This window comes from Pseudomonas sp. TE9122 (assembly GCF_056278925.1).
This window is the reverse complement of record NZ_JBWBQI010000001.1, coordinates 314,314-331,476: the sequence shown is the minus strand read 5'-3', so window position 1 is coordinate 331,476 and position 17,163 is coordinate 314,314. Positions and strand designations below refer to the sequence as shown.

Annotated in this window: 15 protein-coding genes and 1 pseudogene; 6 read left to right on the top strand and 10 right to left on the bottom strand. The window is 61.2% G+C overall.

The annotated features are described in order from the left end of the window. Positions 1-281: 281 nt before the first annotated feature. A pseudogene (locus ACZ9BE_RS01370) lies at positions 282-1,160 on the top strand (methyl-accepting chemotaxis protein); the annotation flags it as partial. Between the two features lie 42 nt (positions 1,161-1,202). Further along, entirely contained in the window at positions 1,203-2,066 is an 864-nt protein-coding gene (locus ACZ9BE_RS01365) for a methyl-accepting chemotaxis protein (RefSeq protein ID WP_370593494.1), read from the top strand. A gap of 418 nt (positions 2,067-2,484) precedes the next feature. Here the strand turns inward: ACZ9BE_RS01365 and ACZ9BE_RS01360 are convergent, their stop codons facing one another. The 5 genes from ACZ9BE_RS01360 to ACZ9BE_RS01340 form a co-directional block, all read right to left on the bottom strand. Next, positions 2,485-2,904: a type II toxin-antitoxin system VapC family toxin gene (locus ACZ9BE_RS01360; RefSeq protein WP_150635999.1), complete on the bottom strand. Its 420-nt coding sequence runs from the start codon at positions 2,902-2,904 to the stop codon at positions 2,485-2,487. Continuing rightward, on the bottom strand, positions 2,901-3,146 hold the full coding sequence (locus ACZ9BE_RS01355; protein WP_150635997.1) for a FitA-like ribbon-helix-helix domain-containing protein: 246 nt from the start codon (positions 3,144-3,146) through the stop codon (positions 2,901-2,903). The genes ACZ9BE_RS01360 and ACZ9BE_RS01355 overlap by 4 nt, the downstream gene beginning before the upstream one ends. Positions 3,147-3,365: 219 nt before the next feature. Beyond that, positions 3,366-4,916 carry an FGGY-family carbohydrate kinase gene (locus tag ACZ9BE_RS01350; protein WP_476248840.1) on the bottom strand — a complete coding sequence of 517 codons (1,551 nt, stop codon included), beginning with the start codon at positions 4,914-4,916 and terminating at the stop codon, positions 3,366-3,368. After that, positions 4,913-6,508, bottom strand: a complete 1,596-nt coding sequence (locus ACZ9BE_RS01345; RefSeq protein WP_476248839.1) for a glycerol-3-phosphate dehydrogenase/oxidase — start codon at positions 6,506-6,508, stop codon at positions 4,913-4,915. Before ACZ9BE_RS01345 ends, ACZ9BE_RS01350 begins: the two co-directional genes overlap by 4 nt. After that, positions 6,505-8,109 (bottom strand): FAD-binding oxidoreductase, encoded by a 1,605-nt coding sequence (locus ACZ9BE_RS01340; protein ID WP_476248838.1) that lies wholly within the window; start codon positions 8,107-8,109, stop codon positions 6,505-6,507. Before ACZ9BE_RS01340 ends, ACZ9BE_RS01345 begins: the two co-directional genes overlap by 4 nt. Positions 8,110-8,297: 188 nt before the next feature. Between ACZ9BE_RS01340 and gliR the strand changes: the two genes are divergently transcribed. The 4 genes from gliR to ACZ9BE_RS01320 all read left to right on the top strand — a co-directional run bounded on the left by gliR (position 8,298) and on the right by ACZ9BE_RS01320 (position 11,405). Further along, positions 8,298-9,314 carry an AraC family transcriptional regulator GliR gene (gene gliR / locus ACZ9BE_RS01335; protein ID WP_476248837.1) on the top strand — a complete coding sequence of 339 codons (1,017 nt, stop codon included), beginning with the start codon at positions 8,298-8,300 and terminating at the stop codon, positions 9,312-9,314. Between the two features lie 166 nt (positions 9,315-9,480). Beyond that, a complete protein-coding gene (locus ACZ9BE_RS01330) occupies positions 9,481-9,783 on the top strand; it encodes a transposase (RefSeq protein ID WP_252876575.1) in 303 nt (100 codons plus the stop codon). Then, the gene (locus tag ACZ9BE_RS01325) at positions 9,780-10,616 is read left to right on the top strand and encodes an IS3 family transposase (RefSeq protein ID WP_041475818.1); all 837 of its coding nucleotides are present in this window, start codon (positions 9,780-9,782) and stop codon (positions 10,614-10,616) included. Before ACZ9BE_RS01330 ends, ACZ9BE_RS01325 begins: the two co-directional genes overlap by 4 nt. Positions 10,617-11,039: 423 nt before the next feature. Continuing rightward, on the top strand, positions 11,040-11,405 hold the full coding sequence (locus tag ACZ9BE_RS01320; protein WP_236169267.1) for a DUF6124 family protein: 366 nt from the start codon (positions 11,040-11,042) through the stop codon (positions 11,403-11,405). A gap of 252 nt (positions 11,406-11,657) precedes the next feature. On the opposite strand, the gene ACZ9BE_RS01315 is transcribed toward ACZ9BE_RS01320, so the two are convergent. The 5 genes from ACZ9BE_RS01315 to ACZ9BE_RS01295 all read right to left on the bottom strand — a co-directional run bounded on the left by ACZ9BE_RS01315 (position 11,658) and on the right by ACZ9BE_RS01295 (position 17,145). Then, on the bottom strand, positions 11,658-12,026 hold the full coding sequence (locus tag ACZ9BE_RS01315; protein WP_016771789.1) for a glyoxalase superfamily protein: 369 nt from the start codon (positions 12,024-12,026) through the stop codon (positions 11,658-11,660). Positions 12,027-12,102: 76 nt separating this feature from the next. Beyond that, entirely contained in the window at positions 12,103-13,659 is a 1,557-nt protein-coding gene (locus ACZ9BE_RS01310) for an N-acyl-D-amino-acid deacylase family protein (RefSeq protein ID WP_476248836.1), read from the bottom strand. A 1-nt stretch (position 13,660) separates the two neighbouring features. After that, complete coding sequence (locus ACZ9BE_RS01305) at positions 13,661-14,521, bottom strand: MurR/RpiR family transcriptional regulator (protein WP_024011492.1); 861 nt, start codon at positions 14,519-14,521, stop codon at positions 13,661-13,663. 16 nt (positions 14,522-14,537) lie between these two features. Further along, entirely contained in the window at positions 14,538-15,887 is a 1,350-nt protein-coding gene (locus tag ACZ9BE_RS01300) for a GntP family permease (protein WP_476248835.1), read from the bottom strand. Positions 15,888-16,251: 364 nt separating this feature from the next. Next, the gene (locus tag ACZ9BE_RS01295) at positions 16,252-17,145 is read right to left on the bottom strand and encodes an NAD-dependent epimerase/dehydratase family protein (RefSeq protein ID WP_476248834.1); all 894 of its coding nucleotides are present in this window, start codon (positions 17,143-17,145) and stop codon (positions 16,252-16,254) included. Positions 17,146-17,163 lie beyond the last annotated feature (18 nt).

Genomic DNA, 17,163 nt, shown 5'->3' with positions numbered 1-17,163 from the left:
TTGCGCGAAACCTGTCAGACAAAAATCCTTTCAGCTCTCGGGTTTGCGGCCGATACAGACCTGCTAACACCCCTGCTGGCTCAAAAGAACAACAATCTTCCAGCTTAACTGACGACCAAGAAACCCAACGTTTCTGGAGGATTTGCATGAATAGCTGGTTCGGTAACATCAGCGTGAACATGAAACTCGGCCTGGGCTTCGGCCTCGTGCTGGCCCTGACCTGCGTTCTGGCGCTGACCGGCTGGACCAGCCTCGGCGGCCTGATCGACCGCAGCAACTGGATGAGCGACATCACCCAGCTCAACGCTGGCCTGACCAAACTGCGCGTGGTGCGCCTGCAATACATGCTGACCAATGGCGACGAAACCGCCGCGCAGAATGTGCAGACCACCCTGGAAAGCTTCGCTGCTCAGCAGCAGGCGTTGATCAGCAAATTCAAGAGTCCGGAGAACGTCAAACTGCTCAAGCAGCAGGCGGCGACCATCGCTGAATACCAGACCTCGCTGAACAAAATGCGCAACGCCTATCGCACCGGCAACAGCGCCCGCGACACCATGAGCGTCAATGCCCAGAACGCCTACAACCTGATCGAATCGATCAGCCAGCGCGTGCAGCAGATGGAGTTGAGCGATCAGCGTTTCGAGCAGTTCCAGGCGGTTACTGCCGCGAAGGAAGCCTTCATCCTCGCGCGCTATGAAGTGCGTGGTTACACCGCGACCAGCAATGCCGAAACCGAGCAGAAAGCCGTCGGCCAGATCGACGCGGCCATCGCCAGTCTCAAGCCACTGAATGCGCAATTTGCCGCGACTCAGCAGGATGCCCTGCGCCAATTGGAAACCGCGCTGACCAGCTATCGCAGTGCGTTGATGGCGTACAAGAACGCCAACACCGAGGCGGTGCAGGCGCGTAAGGAAATGACCGATCAGGGCACCACCATCGTCGCCCTGAGCGAACAGCTGTACCAGATCCAGCTTGATCGCCGTGACGCCGAAAGTGCCCAGGCGCGCACCTTCCAGTTGATCAGTACGTTGCTGGCGCTGCTGGTTGGCGTGATTGCTGCGGTAATCATCACCCGTCAGATCACCCGTCCGCTGCAGGAAACCCTCGCCGTGGTCGAGCGCATCGCCAGCGGCGACCTGACCCAGAATGTCACCGTTACCCGCCGCGACGAACTCGGCGTGTTGCAGCAAGGCATCGCGCGCATGGGCGTGACCCTGCGTGACTTGATCAGCGGCATCCGCGACGGCGTTACCCAGATTGCCAGCGCCGCTGAAGAGTTGTCGGCTGTAACCGAGCAGACCAGCGCCGGTGTGAACAGCCAAAAAGTCGAGACCGATCAGGTCGCCACTGCCATGCACGAAATGACTGCCACTGTGCAGGAAGTTGCGCGTAATGCTGAGGAAGCGTCGCAAGCTGCCGCTGCTGCGGACGGCGAGGCCCGTGAAGGCGACAAGGTTGTGAATGAGGCCATCGCGCAGATCGAGCGTCTGGCCAGCGAAGTGGTGCGTTCGACCGAAGCGATGAGCGTGCTGCAACAGGAAAGCGACAAGATCGGCAGCGTCATGGACGTGATCAAGGCTGTTGCCGAACAGACCAACCTGCTCGCGCTCAACGCCGCGATTGAAGCGGCACGTGCCGGTGAAGCCGGGCGTGGGTTTGCCGTGGTGGCCGATGAGGTGCGCGGTCTGGCTCAGCGTACGCAGAAGTCGACTGAGGAAATCGAAGGTCTGGTCGCCGGTCTGCAGAACGGCACCCAGCAGGTTTCGGCAGTGATGAACAACAGCCGCGCGCTGACCGACAGCAGCGTCGCCCTGACGCGCAAGGCCGGCGCCTCGCTGGAAAACATCACCCGTACAGTGTCGAACATCCAGTCGATGAACCAGCAGATCGCCGCCGCTGCCGAACAGCAAAGCGCCGTGGCCGAAGAGATCAGCCGCAGCATCATCAACGTGCGCGACGTGTCCGAGCAGACCGCAGCGGCGAGTGATGAGACGGCAGCGTCGAGTGTTGAACTGGCGCGGTTGGGTGGTCAGTTGCAGCAGATGGTCAGCCACTTCCGCGTATGACGTTGGTTTTGCGCTGTAGCTGAAACCGAATCGCGGGCAAGCCCGCTCCCACATTGGATTTGTGTGGCTCGCAGGATTTTGAGCACACCGCAATACCCCTGTGGGAGCGGGCTTGCCCGCGATGGCGGTGGGTCAGTCAAACCAACGTCGACTGACACTGCGCCTTCGCGAGCAGGCTCGCTCCCACATTGGATTTCTGTGGGTCGCTGGATTTTGAGCACACCGCAATACCCCTGTGGGAGCGGGCTTGCCCGCGAAGGCGGTGGGTCAATCAAATCAAAGTTGCCTGACACTGCGCCTTCGCGAGCAGGCTCGCTCCCACATTGGATTTGTGGGGCTCGCTGGATTTTGATCACACCGCAAAACCTTGTGGGAGCGAGCCTGCTCGCGAAAGCGGTTTAAATGACAGAGCAGATTTTCAGACCTGCCACGGATTGATCACTTTAACCCCGGAAAACTCGAAGTACCGGACGTTACGTGTAGCAATCGCGGCTCCACGATTTCGGCAGATCGCTGCGATTTGCGCATCGGCCATTGCAATCCCCCGCCCTTTCGCCTCTGCATCGGCTACCAGCGTCGCGTACTCGACGGCTGCGTGGGCATCGAATGGCAAAATCCGCCCGGCAAAATCCTCTTCAAACATTGCCAAAGCGTGGGCCTGGAGTTTTTGTTTGCGCTTGCCGGAAGGTAATCGAGCGATGCCGTGCAGTATCTCCGCCACGGTGATTGCGCTGATGACCAGGTCCATGGCCGGTTGCGCATCCACCCAAGCCAACACTTGAGCCTCGGGTTCGATACGCATGAATTCGGATAGAACGTTGGTATCGAGCACTATCATTCAGAAAAATCCACCCCGAGCGGTTTTTCTGCACGCGCAGGCAGATCGAGCTCGGCTCCGTCCTCGGCGCTGAAACGCTGGTGGATCCGACTGCCCAGCCCTCCGGCACGATCAACCGTGGTGAGCGCTCGGCCCAGAATCAGCCGAGCCTCTTCTTCCATGGAATGTCCGTTGTGTGCAGCGGTAATGCGCAACTGCTCCTTGAGCTTCTCGTCAAGGTTTCGAATGGTGATGCTGGCCACGTCGCCCTCCTGCAATCAATGAAATCATCGATTGCAGGCTAGCATATTCAGGTTCGATTGGAGTCAGGCCCGCCGAGCGGCATCGTCGGCACTGGCACACCGCAATACCCCTGTAGGAGTGAGCCTGCTCGCGAAGGCGGTGGATTATTCAGATCATCATTGACTGACACTCCGCCTTCGCGAGCAGGCTCGCTCCCACTGGGGTGTATGGTGTCGGGACTATTCGGGATACCCGGTGATTTTGCGGATGCTTTGATACAGCGGTTTGAGCTGCCGGTACATGCGCAGGTAAACGTCTGTGTACAGTTGCTGGTAAATCTCCTGCGCCTCGGGTTGTGGGTTAAAGACCGCTCCAACCCGAGTCATCGCCGCAATGGCCGATGGGAAATCCTTGTGCAATCCCAACCCCACCGCGCAGCATATCGCCGCCCCCAACCCGGACGCTTCATACACATGCGGGCGTTCTGCCGGCAGGCCGAAGATGTTGGCGGTCAGTTGCATGGCGGCGTCGCTTTGTGAGCCGCCGCCGGCGACGCGCAGCCGTTTGATCGAGACTTTTGAGCGTCGCTCGATGTTCTCCATGCCCTGGCGCAGCGCGTAGGCCAGGCCTTCGAGAATGGCCCGGTAGATGTGCGCGCGGGTGTGTACGTCGCCGAAGCCGATCATCGCGCCTTTGGCCTCAACGCCCGGTTCGCGGATGCCCGGTGACCAGTAGGGTTGCAGCATCAGGCCCATCGAGCCCGGCGGCACTTCGTCGACCAGTGCGTCGAACAGTTGCTCCGGTTCGATGCCCTGCGCTTTCGCCTGTTGCATCTCGCGCAGGCCGAACTGATTCTTGAACCAGCTGACCATCCAGTAGCCGCGATAGATCATCACTTCGCAGTTGTACTGATCGGGCACGGCCGAGGGGTACGGCGGGATCAGCGGGACGATTTCCAGGTAGCGTGAGCGGGTGCTGGTGATGGTCGCGGTGGTGCCGTAGGACAGGCACACAGTGCGCGCATCGACCACGCCAGAGCCGATCACTTCGCAGGCCTTGTCCGCGCCCGCCGCGATCAGCGGTAGCCCTTCGGGAATGCCCGTGTGGCGGGCGGCTTCGGCTGTGATGTAGCCGAGGGTTTCGCCGGGTTTGTGCAGGGTCGGCAACTGCTCCGGGCGCACCGCCAGTGCCTGCCATTTCCAGTCGCGCGGCGCCGCCCATTTCAGCCGTTTGAAGTCGAAGGGCAGATAGCCGACGCAGCAGCCGACCGAATCGACGAAGCGCCCGCACAAGCGATGGGTGAGGAAGCCTGAAAGCAGTAAATACTTGTCGGTCGCCGCCCACACCTCGGGTTGATGCCGGGCGATCCAGTTGGCCTCGGCCTGGGCGCGAAAATAATCCACCGTCGCTTGGGCGCCGACCAGTTTGAACAGCCAGCCCCACGGCCCTTTGATGCTGCCCTCGACCTCAGCCTGACGTTGATCGAGCCAGACAATTGCCGGGCGCAGCGGTTTGCCCTTGGCGTCCACGTTGATCACTGTGCCGCGCTGGGTAGTCAGGGACACGCCGGCAATCTGCGCACGGTCGATGCCGGTCTGCTGCCAGAGTTGCTGGCAGGCCTCGCCGAGTTTCGCCCAGTAATATTCCGGATCCTGCTCGGCCCAACCGGGTTGCGTCGAGTAGTACGCCTGCAAGTCGACTTTGCCTTTGCCGAGCAGATTGCCCTGCAGATCGAAGAGCAACGCGCGCACGCTCTGGGTGCCGTTGTCGATGGCTAATAGGTATTTCATGGGGTGATCTCCGGCAACCCGTGATCGCGCAGCCACAACAATCGATAACGCTGAATTTCCGCTAGCCAGCGCTCATCATCCCAGGCCAATCGTGGCTGGCACAGCGTGCGGATCGCCGGCAAATAATCCTCGCCACCGCGCGGCAGCAACAGGCCCAAACGGGTGCGGCGCAGCAGCAAATCATCCAGGTGCAGAATCATTTCCGCCTCGCAGGCGAACGCCAGTTCTGCCCACAACGTGTCGCTGGTGCCAACCGTTTCCAGACCGAGTTCGCCGAGCAATTGCGCCAGCCTCGGCAGGTCTCGACCGTGACGCCCGGCTAAGCGTCGCCATTGATTGCCGCTCAGTCCCGCAATCGTCAGCGGCGGCACAGCGGCGAACACCGGCGCGCCGTCATCGATAAAGGAACGCCCAAGCATCGCCGCACACGCCTTGAGCACTTCGATCGCTTGCGGGCGAAATGTGGTCAGTTTGCCGCCGGCCAACGTCACGCAACCCGGCTCCTGCCACAGCACATGTTCGCGGGTTTCGTTGGACGGTTTGTCCTGCTGCGCACCCGCCGCGCTGCCCACCACGGGGCGCACGCCTGACCAAGTTGAAAGCACGTCGTCGACGCCCACTTCGGCGCCGGGAAATTGCTGCTGGCACGCGGCGAGCAGATAGTCGAGTTCGTCGCTGGAAATGCGCGCGCTGTGGTCGAGATCTTCGCGGTGATCGAGGTCCGTGGTGCCGACCACCGTCGCGCCTTCCCAGGGAAAGACAAACACCGGGCGCCGATCGCGCTGATGCAGAAAAGTGAACGCCTGCGCCACTGGCAGACGCCAGCCCGGCAGCAACAGATGACTGCCGCGCAACGGTCGCAATTGCTTCGCTGCTTCGGCGGGACGCAAGCGCTCAGCCCACGCGCCTGTGGCCACGGCCAACACAGCGGAGCGCAATTGCAGCGTCGCCCCGCTTTCGCAATCTTCGATCTGAACCCCGCACACCCGCCCGCCTTCACGCAGCAGTTGCGTGACCCGCACACCATTGAGCACCACCGCGCCATCGGCCCGAGCCTCGCGCAGTACGCGCATCACCAGCCGCGCGTCATCAGTCAGCGCATCGACAAAACAGCTGCCGCCGAGCAGGCCGTTTTCCTTCACCCCGGGGGCGAGAAAACGCAGTTGCTGCGCGTCATGAAAACGATGGTTGCGCCGCCCCGCCAGCGCGTCGTACACCGAGAGCAAGCCGCCCATGACGCGCGGCCCGGGAAAGCCGCCGCGATAGTGCGGCATCATGAAACTCATCGGCTCGACCAGCCCCGGCGCTTCATCAAGCAAACGCTGGCGCTCGCGCACCGAATCGCGGGTCAGGCGCCACTGGCCCTTGGCGATGTAACGCAAACCGCCGTGGACCATTTTCGATGATCGGCTGGACGTACCCCAGGCAAAATCGCGCTGCTCCAGCAGCAGACAACGCCAGCCCCGGCGCGCGGCTTCACGGACGATCCCGGCGCCGCTGATGCCGCCGCCGATGACGATCAGGTCCCAGGTTTGATCCGCCAGCGTCGGCAGGATCTGTTCGCGCCACTGCGCGTTCCAGTTCGCCGTCATGGCCGCGACTCTGGCAACAGCGTGCCCGGGTTGAGGCGCCCCTCCGGGTCGAAGTGTTCGCTCAGCGCCTGCAACGTCTGCATCGCCAGCGGGCCTTTTTCGCGCAGCAGATAGGGCGCGTGATCCTTGCCGACGCCATGCTGATGGCTGATGGTGCCGTGGTTGTCGACGATAGTCTGGCTGGCCGCGTGTTTGAGCACCCGCCAGCGCGCCAGCGTCGCGGCATAGTCGGCGGCCGGGCGAAACACGTAAGTGGTGTAAATGCTCGAGCCTTCGCCGTAGACGTGCGAGAGATGAGTGAACACATGCACGCGCTCGCCCTCGGCGGCCAAGGCGTCGCGCAGGCTGTTTTCGATGAGGCTGAGCAAGTGGTCGACGTTGCTCCAGTCGGTGGCCGTTTCGAGGGTGTCGACCACGTAGCCGGCGTTCCACAGGTTCTCGCGCAGGTAGGGAAAACGGAAGCGGTTCTGCGCCCACTTCTTGCCCAGCAGGGTGCCGGTGAACACGCCGCCGAAGGCTTTCAGATGTTGGCGCGCGTGTTTCAGTGACAGTGCGTTTTGCTGGCGATTGCCGGTGACGCCGAAGGTCAGCAGGCATTTGCCGTCGCCGGCGCCGCGCAGCTTGAGGTACTTCACCAGCCAGGCGATCTGCTGCGGATGGCCGGCCAGCGCCAGTTGCGTTTCGGTTTCCACCGCGTTCGACAGACGCAGCATCGACAGCGGTACGCGCGCCTGCGCCAATTGGCGGATTGCTTGCAGCGCCTGCGGCCAATCGGGCAGAAACACGCCGTAGAAACGCTCGTCCGCCGGCAACGCGCTGACCCGCACTTTGACCTCGGAAATGATCCCGAAACGGCCCTCGCAACCGAGCACCATTTCACGCAGATCGGGACCTGCCGCCGACGCGGGAAAGGTTGGAATCTGCAGAGGCCCGGCGAACGTTTCCAGGGTGCCGCCAGCGAACAATTGCTCGATCCGCCCGTAGCGCAACGACTGCTGGCCGCTGGAACGACTGGCCACCCAACCGCCCAGGGTCGACAGCTCCCACGACTGCGGAAAATGCCCCAGCGTGTAGCCGCGCGCGCGCAATTGGCTTTCCACTTGCGGCCCGCTGGCGCCGGGGCCGAATGTCGCCAACAGGCTCTGTTCGTCGAGGTCGGTCAGGCGATTCATCCGCGCCAGCGACACCGTCAGCACCGGCCGCGTGGAGTTCGGCGGATTGATGTGCCCGGCCACCGATGTGCCGCCGCCGTAGGGAATCAGGCACAGATCCTGATCATGGGCGAGCGCCAGCAATTGGCGGATCTGTTCGGCGCTTTCGGGAAAGGCCACGGCATCGGGATACGTGCCCAGCGCACCTTCGCGTAATGCCAACCAGTCCGGCAGGCTCTGGCCACGCGCGTGCAGCAGGCGATCGTGAGTATCGACGCTGTACAAGCGATGCGGCACCAGACGCGAGGTCGGCACTTGCGCCAACGCCGCTGCCAGGGTCGCATCGGGCAATGCCCGGCCAGCGCCCAAGCGTTCGTGGAGAAATGTCGCGCCCTGGGCCGGCAGTTCGACCACCGTGCCTGCCTCTCCCCAGCCGTTCCAGCGTCGCATGCGTGTGTCCTTTTTCTGCCGTTGGATCAAGCTTGCATACTAGTCAGCGCTGGAGATCTGTCACGGTCGCATCCGGCCAGATCATGTAGCGAATGGCGCCAAACGTCCGGGCATTTACTTTCGCCGGGCAATCCACTTACCTTGCGGCATTCATTCGCTCACGCGCCGTCGATCAAAGGACCGCGACCATGCCATCGCTTGGCTTCACTTCCGTTCCGCCGCTGCTCAAATACCTGCGTCATGCCGAACAGTTGGGCATGGCCATCGAGCCTGCATTGGCGGCGGCCGGGTTGCAGGCGCAGCAGTTGAGCGACAACACCTTGCGCCTGCCGGGTGAGGTTCACGAGCGCTTGCTGGATTATTTCTGCGAGCACTCCGGCGATGGGTTGTTCGGGCTGCATGCGGCGAATTTCGTCCTGCCCAATTCGTGGAGCGTGCTCGGTTACATCACCATGAATTGCGCGACGTTGGGCGATGCCATGAGCCGGATCATGCCGTTCGAAAAACTCGTCGGCGACATGGGCGTCAGCCGCGCCGAGGTGCAGGGCGAGCACGTGCATCTGATCTGGGCCTGCCGTTACCAGCGGCCACGGATTCGTCGGCATCTGGTGGAAAACGTGCTCGGTTCGTGGCTGCACTACGCGCGCTGGATCGCCGACACGCAGCTGTCACCGGCCTGCGTATGGCTGGAGCATGCGCGGCCGGATGAGGTGACGCAGGCCGAGTACGAGGCGTTTTTCGGCTGCCCGGTGCGGTTCGATCAGGGGTATTCGGCGCTGGTGGTGCCGCTGGCGTATTTGCAGTTGCCGCTGCGCCAGGCCGATGCGCAATTGCTGCGAACCCTGGAAGAACACGCGATGGGTTTGCTGGCGACGCTGGAAGATGCGTCGCTGGCGCAGCAGGTGAAAAACATCCTGCGCGGTTTGCTCAAGGAGGGCTTGCCGCGCAAGGAGCAAGTGGCGGAGCAGCTCAGCGTCTCGGTGCGCACGTTGCAGCGGCAATTGCAGCAGGCCGGGACGTCGTATCAGCAGATTCTCGATGAGCTGCGTCAGGAACTGGCCGAGCATTATTTGCTCAACAGCACGTTGCCCATTCAGGACATTGCGCAGTATCTGGGCTTCACCGAACCGCGCTCGTTTCATCGCACGTTCAAGAGCTGGCGCGGGATGCCGCCGGGGGAGTTTCGGCTGCGGAATCGGCGGTGATGCTGATGGCCTCTTCGCGAGCAGGCTCGCTCCCACAGTAGTTCTCGGTTGCCTGCATTTCCGAGTTCACCGCAGCCCCCTTGTGGGAGCGAGCCTGAACTGGCCTAATGATTTTGGACACTTCAATCAGGCGCTATGATGGCGTCCAAATCTGAGGTGTTCGGATATGCGTAACTCTTATTCAATTGAATTCAAACTCAAGGCTGTCGGCATGGTATTGGACGAGGGGATATCGGTTCCCGAAGTCTGTGCCAGTCTAGACATCGGCCCTACCGCGTTGCGTCGCTGGGTCGCCCAGGTTCGCAAAGAGCGCCTGGGTACAACGCCGGTGGGGGCCAAAGCGATTACAGCTGACCACCGAGAGATTCAAGAACTCAAAGCCTTGCTCAGGCAAAAAGACCGGGATATTGAAATCCTAAAAAAAGCCAGTGCTCTGCTGCTATTGGACGCCAAAGATCATTCTCATTGATCAATGAGCTGGCAGAGCTATACGGCGTTAACGACTGTTGCCGTGTGTTTGATGTTTGCCGCAGCAGCTTTTATGCCTGGCGTCAGCGCCAAGGCAAGGTGAGTCCTGAGCGGGAGAAACTCAAAGCCATGCTGGTTGAGCATCATAAGGAATCGAGAGCATCGGCCGGGGCACGCACCCTTTCCCGGGAACTACAGGCCAAAGGACATCGAGTCGGGCGGTACATGGCTCGTAGTTTGATGCGTGAAGCCGGAGTGACTAGCCGTCAGCGCCGGCGCCATAAATACAAATCATCAGGCGTAGAGGCTTTGGTCGCACCGCACGTGCTCAAGCGCCAGTTCGATGTCACATCAATCAATGAGGTGTGGTGCGCCGATGTCACGTATATCAAGGTCGGCACCCGGTGGATGTATTTCGCTGCGGTTTTGGATCTCTTCGCCCGCCGACTGGTGGGTTGGGCGTTTTCAATGATCTCGGATGCGGAACTGACCTGTGAGGCCTTACGAATGGCCGTTGAGTTGCGAGGCAGACCTAAAGACGTGCTGTTTCACTCCGATCAAGGCTGCCAGTACACCAGCCATAAATTCAGGAATGAGCTGCTAGCGCACGGGCTGAGGCAGAGCATGAGTCGCAAGGGAGAGTGTTGGGACAACGCACCGATGGAGCGTTTCTTTGGAAGTCTGAAATCGGAGTGGGTACCTGAAGCGGGGTACCGCTCCGAGTACGAAGCACGGGTTGATTTGCAGCGCTACCTAATGCGCTACAACAACACCAGACTCCATAGCTACAACAACTACCGGTCACCGGTCGCCATGGAGAAAATGGCGGCCTGAAAAACCCTAACTGGTGTCCAATATTACTTGACCAGTTCAGCCTGCTCGCGAAGGCGTCATTTGCCACACCGATTAAACGCGTCTTGGCACAACTGTTTAAAGCCGCCAGACATTCAGCGAAACCACCCACAATTCCTTGCGCCGCTGCCTACGCCTGCGCCAGAATCCGCCGGCTTGTGCGCCCCAGACCTCATCGCTACTGTGATTGCGTCACTGCCTATCAGTGATCGGGTTTAGTAGCCCGGAGTATTTGGGGTGCATCGTTCATCAGACAGTCAGGTCTCGCCTGAGCTTTATGGTGGCTGTGCGCAGGGCGCTCTCGGGCGCGCCGGTTTCCCAGATCCCCGGTCTACTAACCTGCGCACAGCTGCCTCCACTTCCTTTAGTAGGGAAGCGGTGGCCAGCCAAAATGAGGATCTGGATATGTTCAAAGTAACCCCAAACCCGCCAACCACCGGCCCGGCATCCCCCTACGAATCCGTCGACTCGAAGAAATTCCACGAAGCCGCCGACCGCGCCCTCGACCATTACCTCGGCCCATCCAGCGCCGAATTCATGGCCCCGCCCTACAAATCCAACACGCTGTACATGGCCAATCCCGAGGCCGACAACGAATCGCTGCTGGCCGATGCCTGCGAAACCCTGGGGTCGGCGACGGTGATGCTCAACGATCAGGCGGGGCTGGTGAACGGCTCGCAGCGCAAGACGTTGCAGGGCATTGCGCAGATTGTGATGGTCGCGGAGATGGCGGTGAATCGGGTGCTGGATCGGTTGGTGCCGACTGATTGAGGGTTTTTGGGGGATTTGGTGTGGGCTGATTTTGGTGGGGTGTCAGGGATTGCCCTCACCCCAGCCCTCTCCCAGAGGGAGAGGGGGCCGACCGTGCGATGCTCACGAAATACGCCGACCTGAAATGATCGCTGTGAATCCATATTCGACACGGTCGTTCAGGTAGACGTTTGAAGCACGGTCAACTCGGTCGGTCCCCTCTCCCTCCGGGAGAGGGCTAGGGTGAGGGGCTTTTGATCTCAGGCATGCAGATCAAAGACTGATCGCATTGGTAAACACCAACCGATTGCCAAACGGATCGGCGATCGTCATGTCCTGACTCCCCCACGGCATCGCCTGAATCTGCGGATGGGAAAACTTATAGTCCTTGGCCATCAGTTGCTGCTGAAACGCCTCCAGCTCATCGGTCTCGATACGCAGCGCCGAACCCGGGCAGGCATCGCCGTGATGCTCGGACAGATGCAGCACACACTCACCGCGCGACACCTGCAGATACAGCGGAAAATTCGCTTCGAAGCGGTGCTGCCAGTCGATCTTGAAACCGAGAAAATCGACGTAGAACTCGACAGCCTTGGCCTCATCGAAGATCCGCAGGATCGGGGTGGTTTTGCCGAAGCTCATGGGGTGCTCCCTGACTGAATGGCCCCACAATGTAGACGGGGAGGATGTCAGCAAATCGGCTTGTGGATGGCTTTCTTTAATTGCACAGTGCCACTATGAGACATGGATCAAAAGATCGCAGCCTTCGATCTCCTGTAAGAGCTGCCGAAGGCTGCGATCTTTTGGCGCCATCATCATCAAAAAATCCTTCGCGCAAATTACCTTCGCGAGCCAGAAACCGCCCTGCCCTGCTGCCATTCGCCTGTCCGTTGCGATAACTCAACACGCCGTTGACCCACACCCCGTCAATCCCCTGCGCCGCCCGCTGCGGATCGTTGAAATCGGCCACGTCACGCACGGTCGCCGGATCGAACAACACCAGATCCGCCCAATGCCCTTCACGAATCTCGCCCCTTTCCTGCAAGCCAAAACGCGCCGCCGACAGGCCGGTCATCTTGTGCACGGCGGTGTGCAGTGGAAACAACCCGACGTCGCGACTGAAATGGCCAAGGACCCGTGGGAAAGCGCCCCACAGGCGCGGATGCGGGAACGGGTCTTCGGGCAGTCCGTCAGAGCCGACCATCGAAAGCGGATGAGCGAGGATTCTTCTGACATCGGCCTCGTCCATGCCGTAGTACACCGCGCCCGCCGGTTGCAGACGTTTCGCGGTTTCTTCCAGCGACAGTTTCCATTCGCCAGCGATGTCGATCAGGTCGCGCCCGCTGACTTCCGGATGCGGTGTTGACCAGGTAATGGTGATGCGGTGCGCGTCGGTGACTTGCTTCAAATCCAGGGTCGAGGAGCTCGCCGCGTACGGGTAGCAATCGCAGCCGACCGGGTGGTTTTTCGCTGCCTCTTCCAGCGCTGCGAGCAATTGCGGACTGCGCCCCCAGTTACCGACGCCGGCGCATTTGAGGTGGGAAATGATCACCGGTGACTGCGCGTGGCGGCCGATCTGAAACGCTTCGTCCATCGCCTCCAAAACCGGGGCGAATTCGCTGCGCAAATGGGTGGTGTACACCGCGCCGAACGCCGTCAGTTCTTCGGTCAGTTGCATGACTTCATCGGTCGAGGCGTTGAAGGCGCTGGCGTAGGCCAGGCCGGTGGATAAACCCAACGCGCCGGCCTCCAGGCTGTCGCGCAACTGCTCGCGCATGGCGGCGATTTCGCCGGGTGTCGCGGTGCGCAACAAATCGTCGAGGTGATTGCTGCGCAGCGCGGTGTGGCCGACTAGCGCGGCGACGTTCAACGTGGTGTTGGCCGCTTCGACGGCGGCGCGGTAGTCGCTGAAACGCGGGTAGACGAACGCCGCTGCGCTGCCGAGCAGGTTCATCGGATCGGGTGGATTGCCCTTCAAGGTGACCGGCGAAGCACTGATGCCGCAATTGCCGACAATCACCGTGGTCACGCCTTGGCTAAGCTTGGGCAGCATCTCGGGTTGGCGAATGACCACGGTGTCGTCGTGGGTGTGCACGTCGATGAAACCCGGCGCCAGCACCCGGCCGGCGGCGTCGATTTCTTCGCTGGCGCGGGCGTCAGGCAGATCGCCAATGCGCTCGATGCGGCCATTGAGAATCGCCACGTCGGCCTTATAGCCGGGCGTGTTGCTGCCGTCGATAACCAGCGCGTTGCGGATCAGGGTGTCGTACTGCATGTCAGTCTCCCAGCGGCAGGTGATCGTCGCCGCCACGGTATTCGTCGAGGGCGAGTTTGATTCGCCGCAGACGTTCTTGATTGTCTTCAGGGCTGGCCAGCGCCAGTTCGGTGGCGAGCACGTCGATGGCCAGCAGCATGCCGTAGCGCGCCGCCGTCGGTTTGTAGATGAACGAGGTTTCCGCGCCTTGCAGCGGCAGGACGACGTCGGCCAGTTCCGCCAGTGGTGAATCGCCGCGAGTGATGGCGAGGATGCGCGCGCCGTAGTTGCGCGCCAGCTCCACGGTTTCCAAAAGCTCCGGGGTGATGCCGGTCAGCGAGCAGGCGATCAGCACTTGCTCGGCGTTCAAACTGGCGGCGGTGACGCGCATCATCACCGCGTCATGACACACCGCAATCGGGTAACCGAGGCGCACCAGACGCACCTGCAATTCATCGCTGCACAGGGTCGAGCAACCGCCCATGCCGAACGCGTGAATCATCCGCGCCTGGCTGAGCAATTTCACTGCGTCGGCGAAGCGCGATTCATCGAAACCGGCCAGATGCTGGCGCAGCGTGGTTTCGATGTCGCCGACAATCTGCCCGTAGAACGCCGACTGCTCGGGCGTGCCTGCCGGGTCGAGAAAACGGCTGCCAACGCCGCTGGCCTGGGCCAGTTGCAGGCGCAGATCGCGCAGGTCTCGGCAGCCGACCGTGCGGGCAAAGCGCGACAGCGTGGCGGTGCTGACCTCGGCGCGTTGTGCGAGGTCTTCGAGGCTGGCGCTGGCGGCAAACCCGACATCGTCGAGCATCAACCGCGCAATGCGCCCCTCGCCGGCACTGAAGGAATCCTGGCGGGCGCGGATCTGGTAGAGGATGTCCATGGGCGGCGGGCTCCGGTTACAGCAGGTAGGAAAGGCCGACGGTCAGCGCGAAAGCGACCAGCGAAATCAGCGTCTCGAGCACGGTCCAGGTCTTGAACGTCTGCGCGACTGTCATGTTGAAGTATTCCTTGATCAACCAGAAGCCGCCGTCGTTGACGTGGGAAAAGATAACCGAGCCGGCGCCGGTCGCCAGCACCAAAAGCTCAGGGTGTGGATAACCCAGACCGATGGCCACCGGCGCGACAACGCCTGATGCGGTGGTCATCGCCACGGTGGCCGAGCCAGTGGCAACGCGCATCAGCGCAGCGAACAACCAGCCCATGATCAGCGGCGACAGGTGAAATTCGTGAGCGAGGCCGACGATCTGATCGGTGACGCCGGCATCCACCAGAATCCGGTTCAAGCCGCCACCAGCACCGACCAGCAAGGTGATGCTGGCGGTGGGCGCGAGGCATTCGTTGGTGAACTTGAGGATCGATTCGCGATTGAAACCCTGAGCAATGCCCAGCGTCCAGAAGCTCAGCAAAGTCGCCAGCAACAGCGCGATCACCGAATTGCCGATGAACAGCAGAAACTGGTTGAACGCATTGCCGGGGGTGGAAATCAGATTGGCCCAGCCGCCGATCAACATCAGCACCACCGGCAGCAGAATGGTCGCCATGGTAATGCCGAAACCCGGCAGTTTGTCGCGCGGTTCGCGGTCGAGAAATTGCTTTTCCAGCGGATTGTCCGTCGGCAATTGAATGCGCGGCACGATGAATTTCGCGTACAGCGGGCCGGCGATGATTGCGGTCGGAATGCCGATCGCGATCGCGTACAACAAGGTCTGCCCGACCGAAGCCTGATAGGCCTGCACCGCGAGCATCGCCGCCGGGTGCGGCGGCACCAGCGCATGCACCACCGAGAGGCCGGCCACCATCGGCAGCCCGACCATCAGAATCGACACGCCGACGCGGCGCGCCACGGTGAAAGCGATTGGCACCAGCAAGACGAAACCGACTTCAAAGAACAGCGGCAGACCGACCAGAAACGCGATACAGACCATCGCCCAATGCGCGTTTTTCTCACCGAACTTCTCGATCAGCGTCCGCGCCATCTGCTCCGCGCCGCCGGACTCGGCCATCATCTTGCCGAGCATCGTCCCTAACGCCACCACCAGCGCAATATGCCCCAGCGTCTTGCCGACGCCAGCCTCATACGCACCGACCACCGCCGACGGCGGCATCCCGGCCACCAGCGCCAGGCCCAGGGAAACCAGGGTGATGACAATGAACGGATTGAGCCGGTAACGGGCGATCAACACGATCAGCGCGATGATGGCCACAGCGGCGTAGACCAGCAGCCAATAGCCGAAGGAAGGCGTCATGCGGTACTCCTCGAAAGGGTCACGTTCGAATGGGTTGTGAAACTCATAAATCATTTCGAGATAGAGATTTCAAACCGCATGAAAGTAATTTTCGTGGAGAGACAAGAGGTGTCGCTGATAGGTATGGCGTGTCGTGATTAATGAAAATCGGAGGGCGGGATTTTCAAGGCTTCCTGGCCACCACAAAGTCCCTGTGGGAGCTGGCTTGCCAGCGATGACGGCGCCACGTTCAACATGGGTGGCGACTGATCCACCGCTATCGCTGGCAAGCCAGCTCCCACAGGAATTACATTTTTCAGACAGAACGTGGTCACCTGTGGGAACGAGCTTGCTCGCGAATGGCTTCACTCGGTGCGCGCTGAACTCACACCATTTCGTTACGAATCCATTCCACCACCGACGTGCGCTTCGGCGTCCAGCCCAGCAGTTCCCGGGCGTGTTTGCCGCGTACGCGGCTGTTGGAGCCGAGGCCGTAGTTGGCCATTTCGTAGCCCCATTCGGCTTCGGCGTCAGGCAATGGCCAGTCTTGCGGTTTGCCCAGATCGAGGGCTTCGGCCATGGCGGTGGTCATGTCGATGAACGAGGCTTCACCGCTTTCGACAAAGTAGAAAGTGCCCGGCACATTCCTGGTCAGCGCCAGCCGATACAAGGCGACGACGTCTTCGATGTGCACGTTGGACCAGATGTTCTGCCCTGTCCCGACGTGGCGCACCACGCCGCTTTTGCGCGCCTGCTTGAGCAGTCGCGGCAATTGCACGCTGTCGCGTTTGACGCCCAGGCTGTGGCCGTAAATCAAGGTGTTGCAGATCACCGCCGAGTTCACGCCATCCTTCGACGCAGCGAGCACCAGGTTGTCGATGGCTACGCGATCGGCCTTATCGACAGTCGGTTCCGGCAGGTGGTCTTCGTAATAAATGACATCGCTGGATTTGCCGCCGGAGGCATCGCCAACGATGCTCGAACCGCTGGTGTGCAGAAAGACTTTATTAGAACCGCGCAAAGCGTCGAGCAACGCTTCAACCGCACCGCGATGATCGCTGCTCGCAGCATTGATCACCGCATCGGCGGCACGCGCCTGTTGCGCCAGCAACTGGCTGTCATCAAGGGTGCCGATCAGCGCGTTCATGCCCAATGCTTTCAGCTCATCAGCCTGCTCGGCGCTGCGCACCAGACCTGTAACTGTGTGCCCGGCCTGCACCAGGCCGGTGGCGATGGAACCGCCGATAAAACCGGCAGCGCCGGTGACGAATACGTTCATGGAGAAACTCCCTGCGTG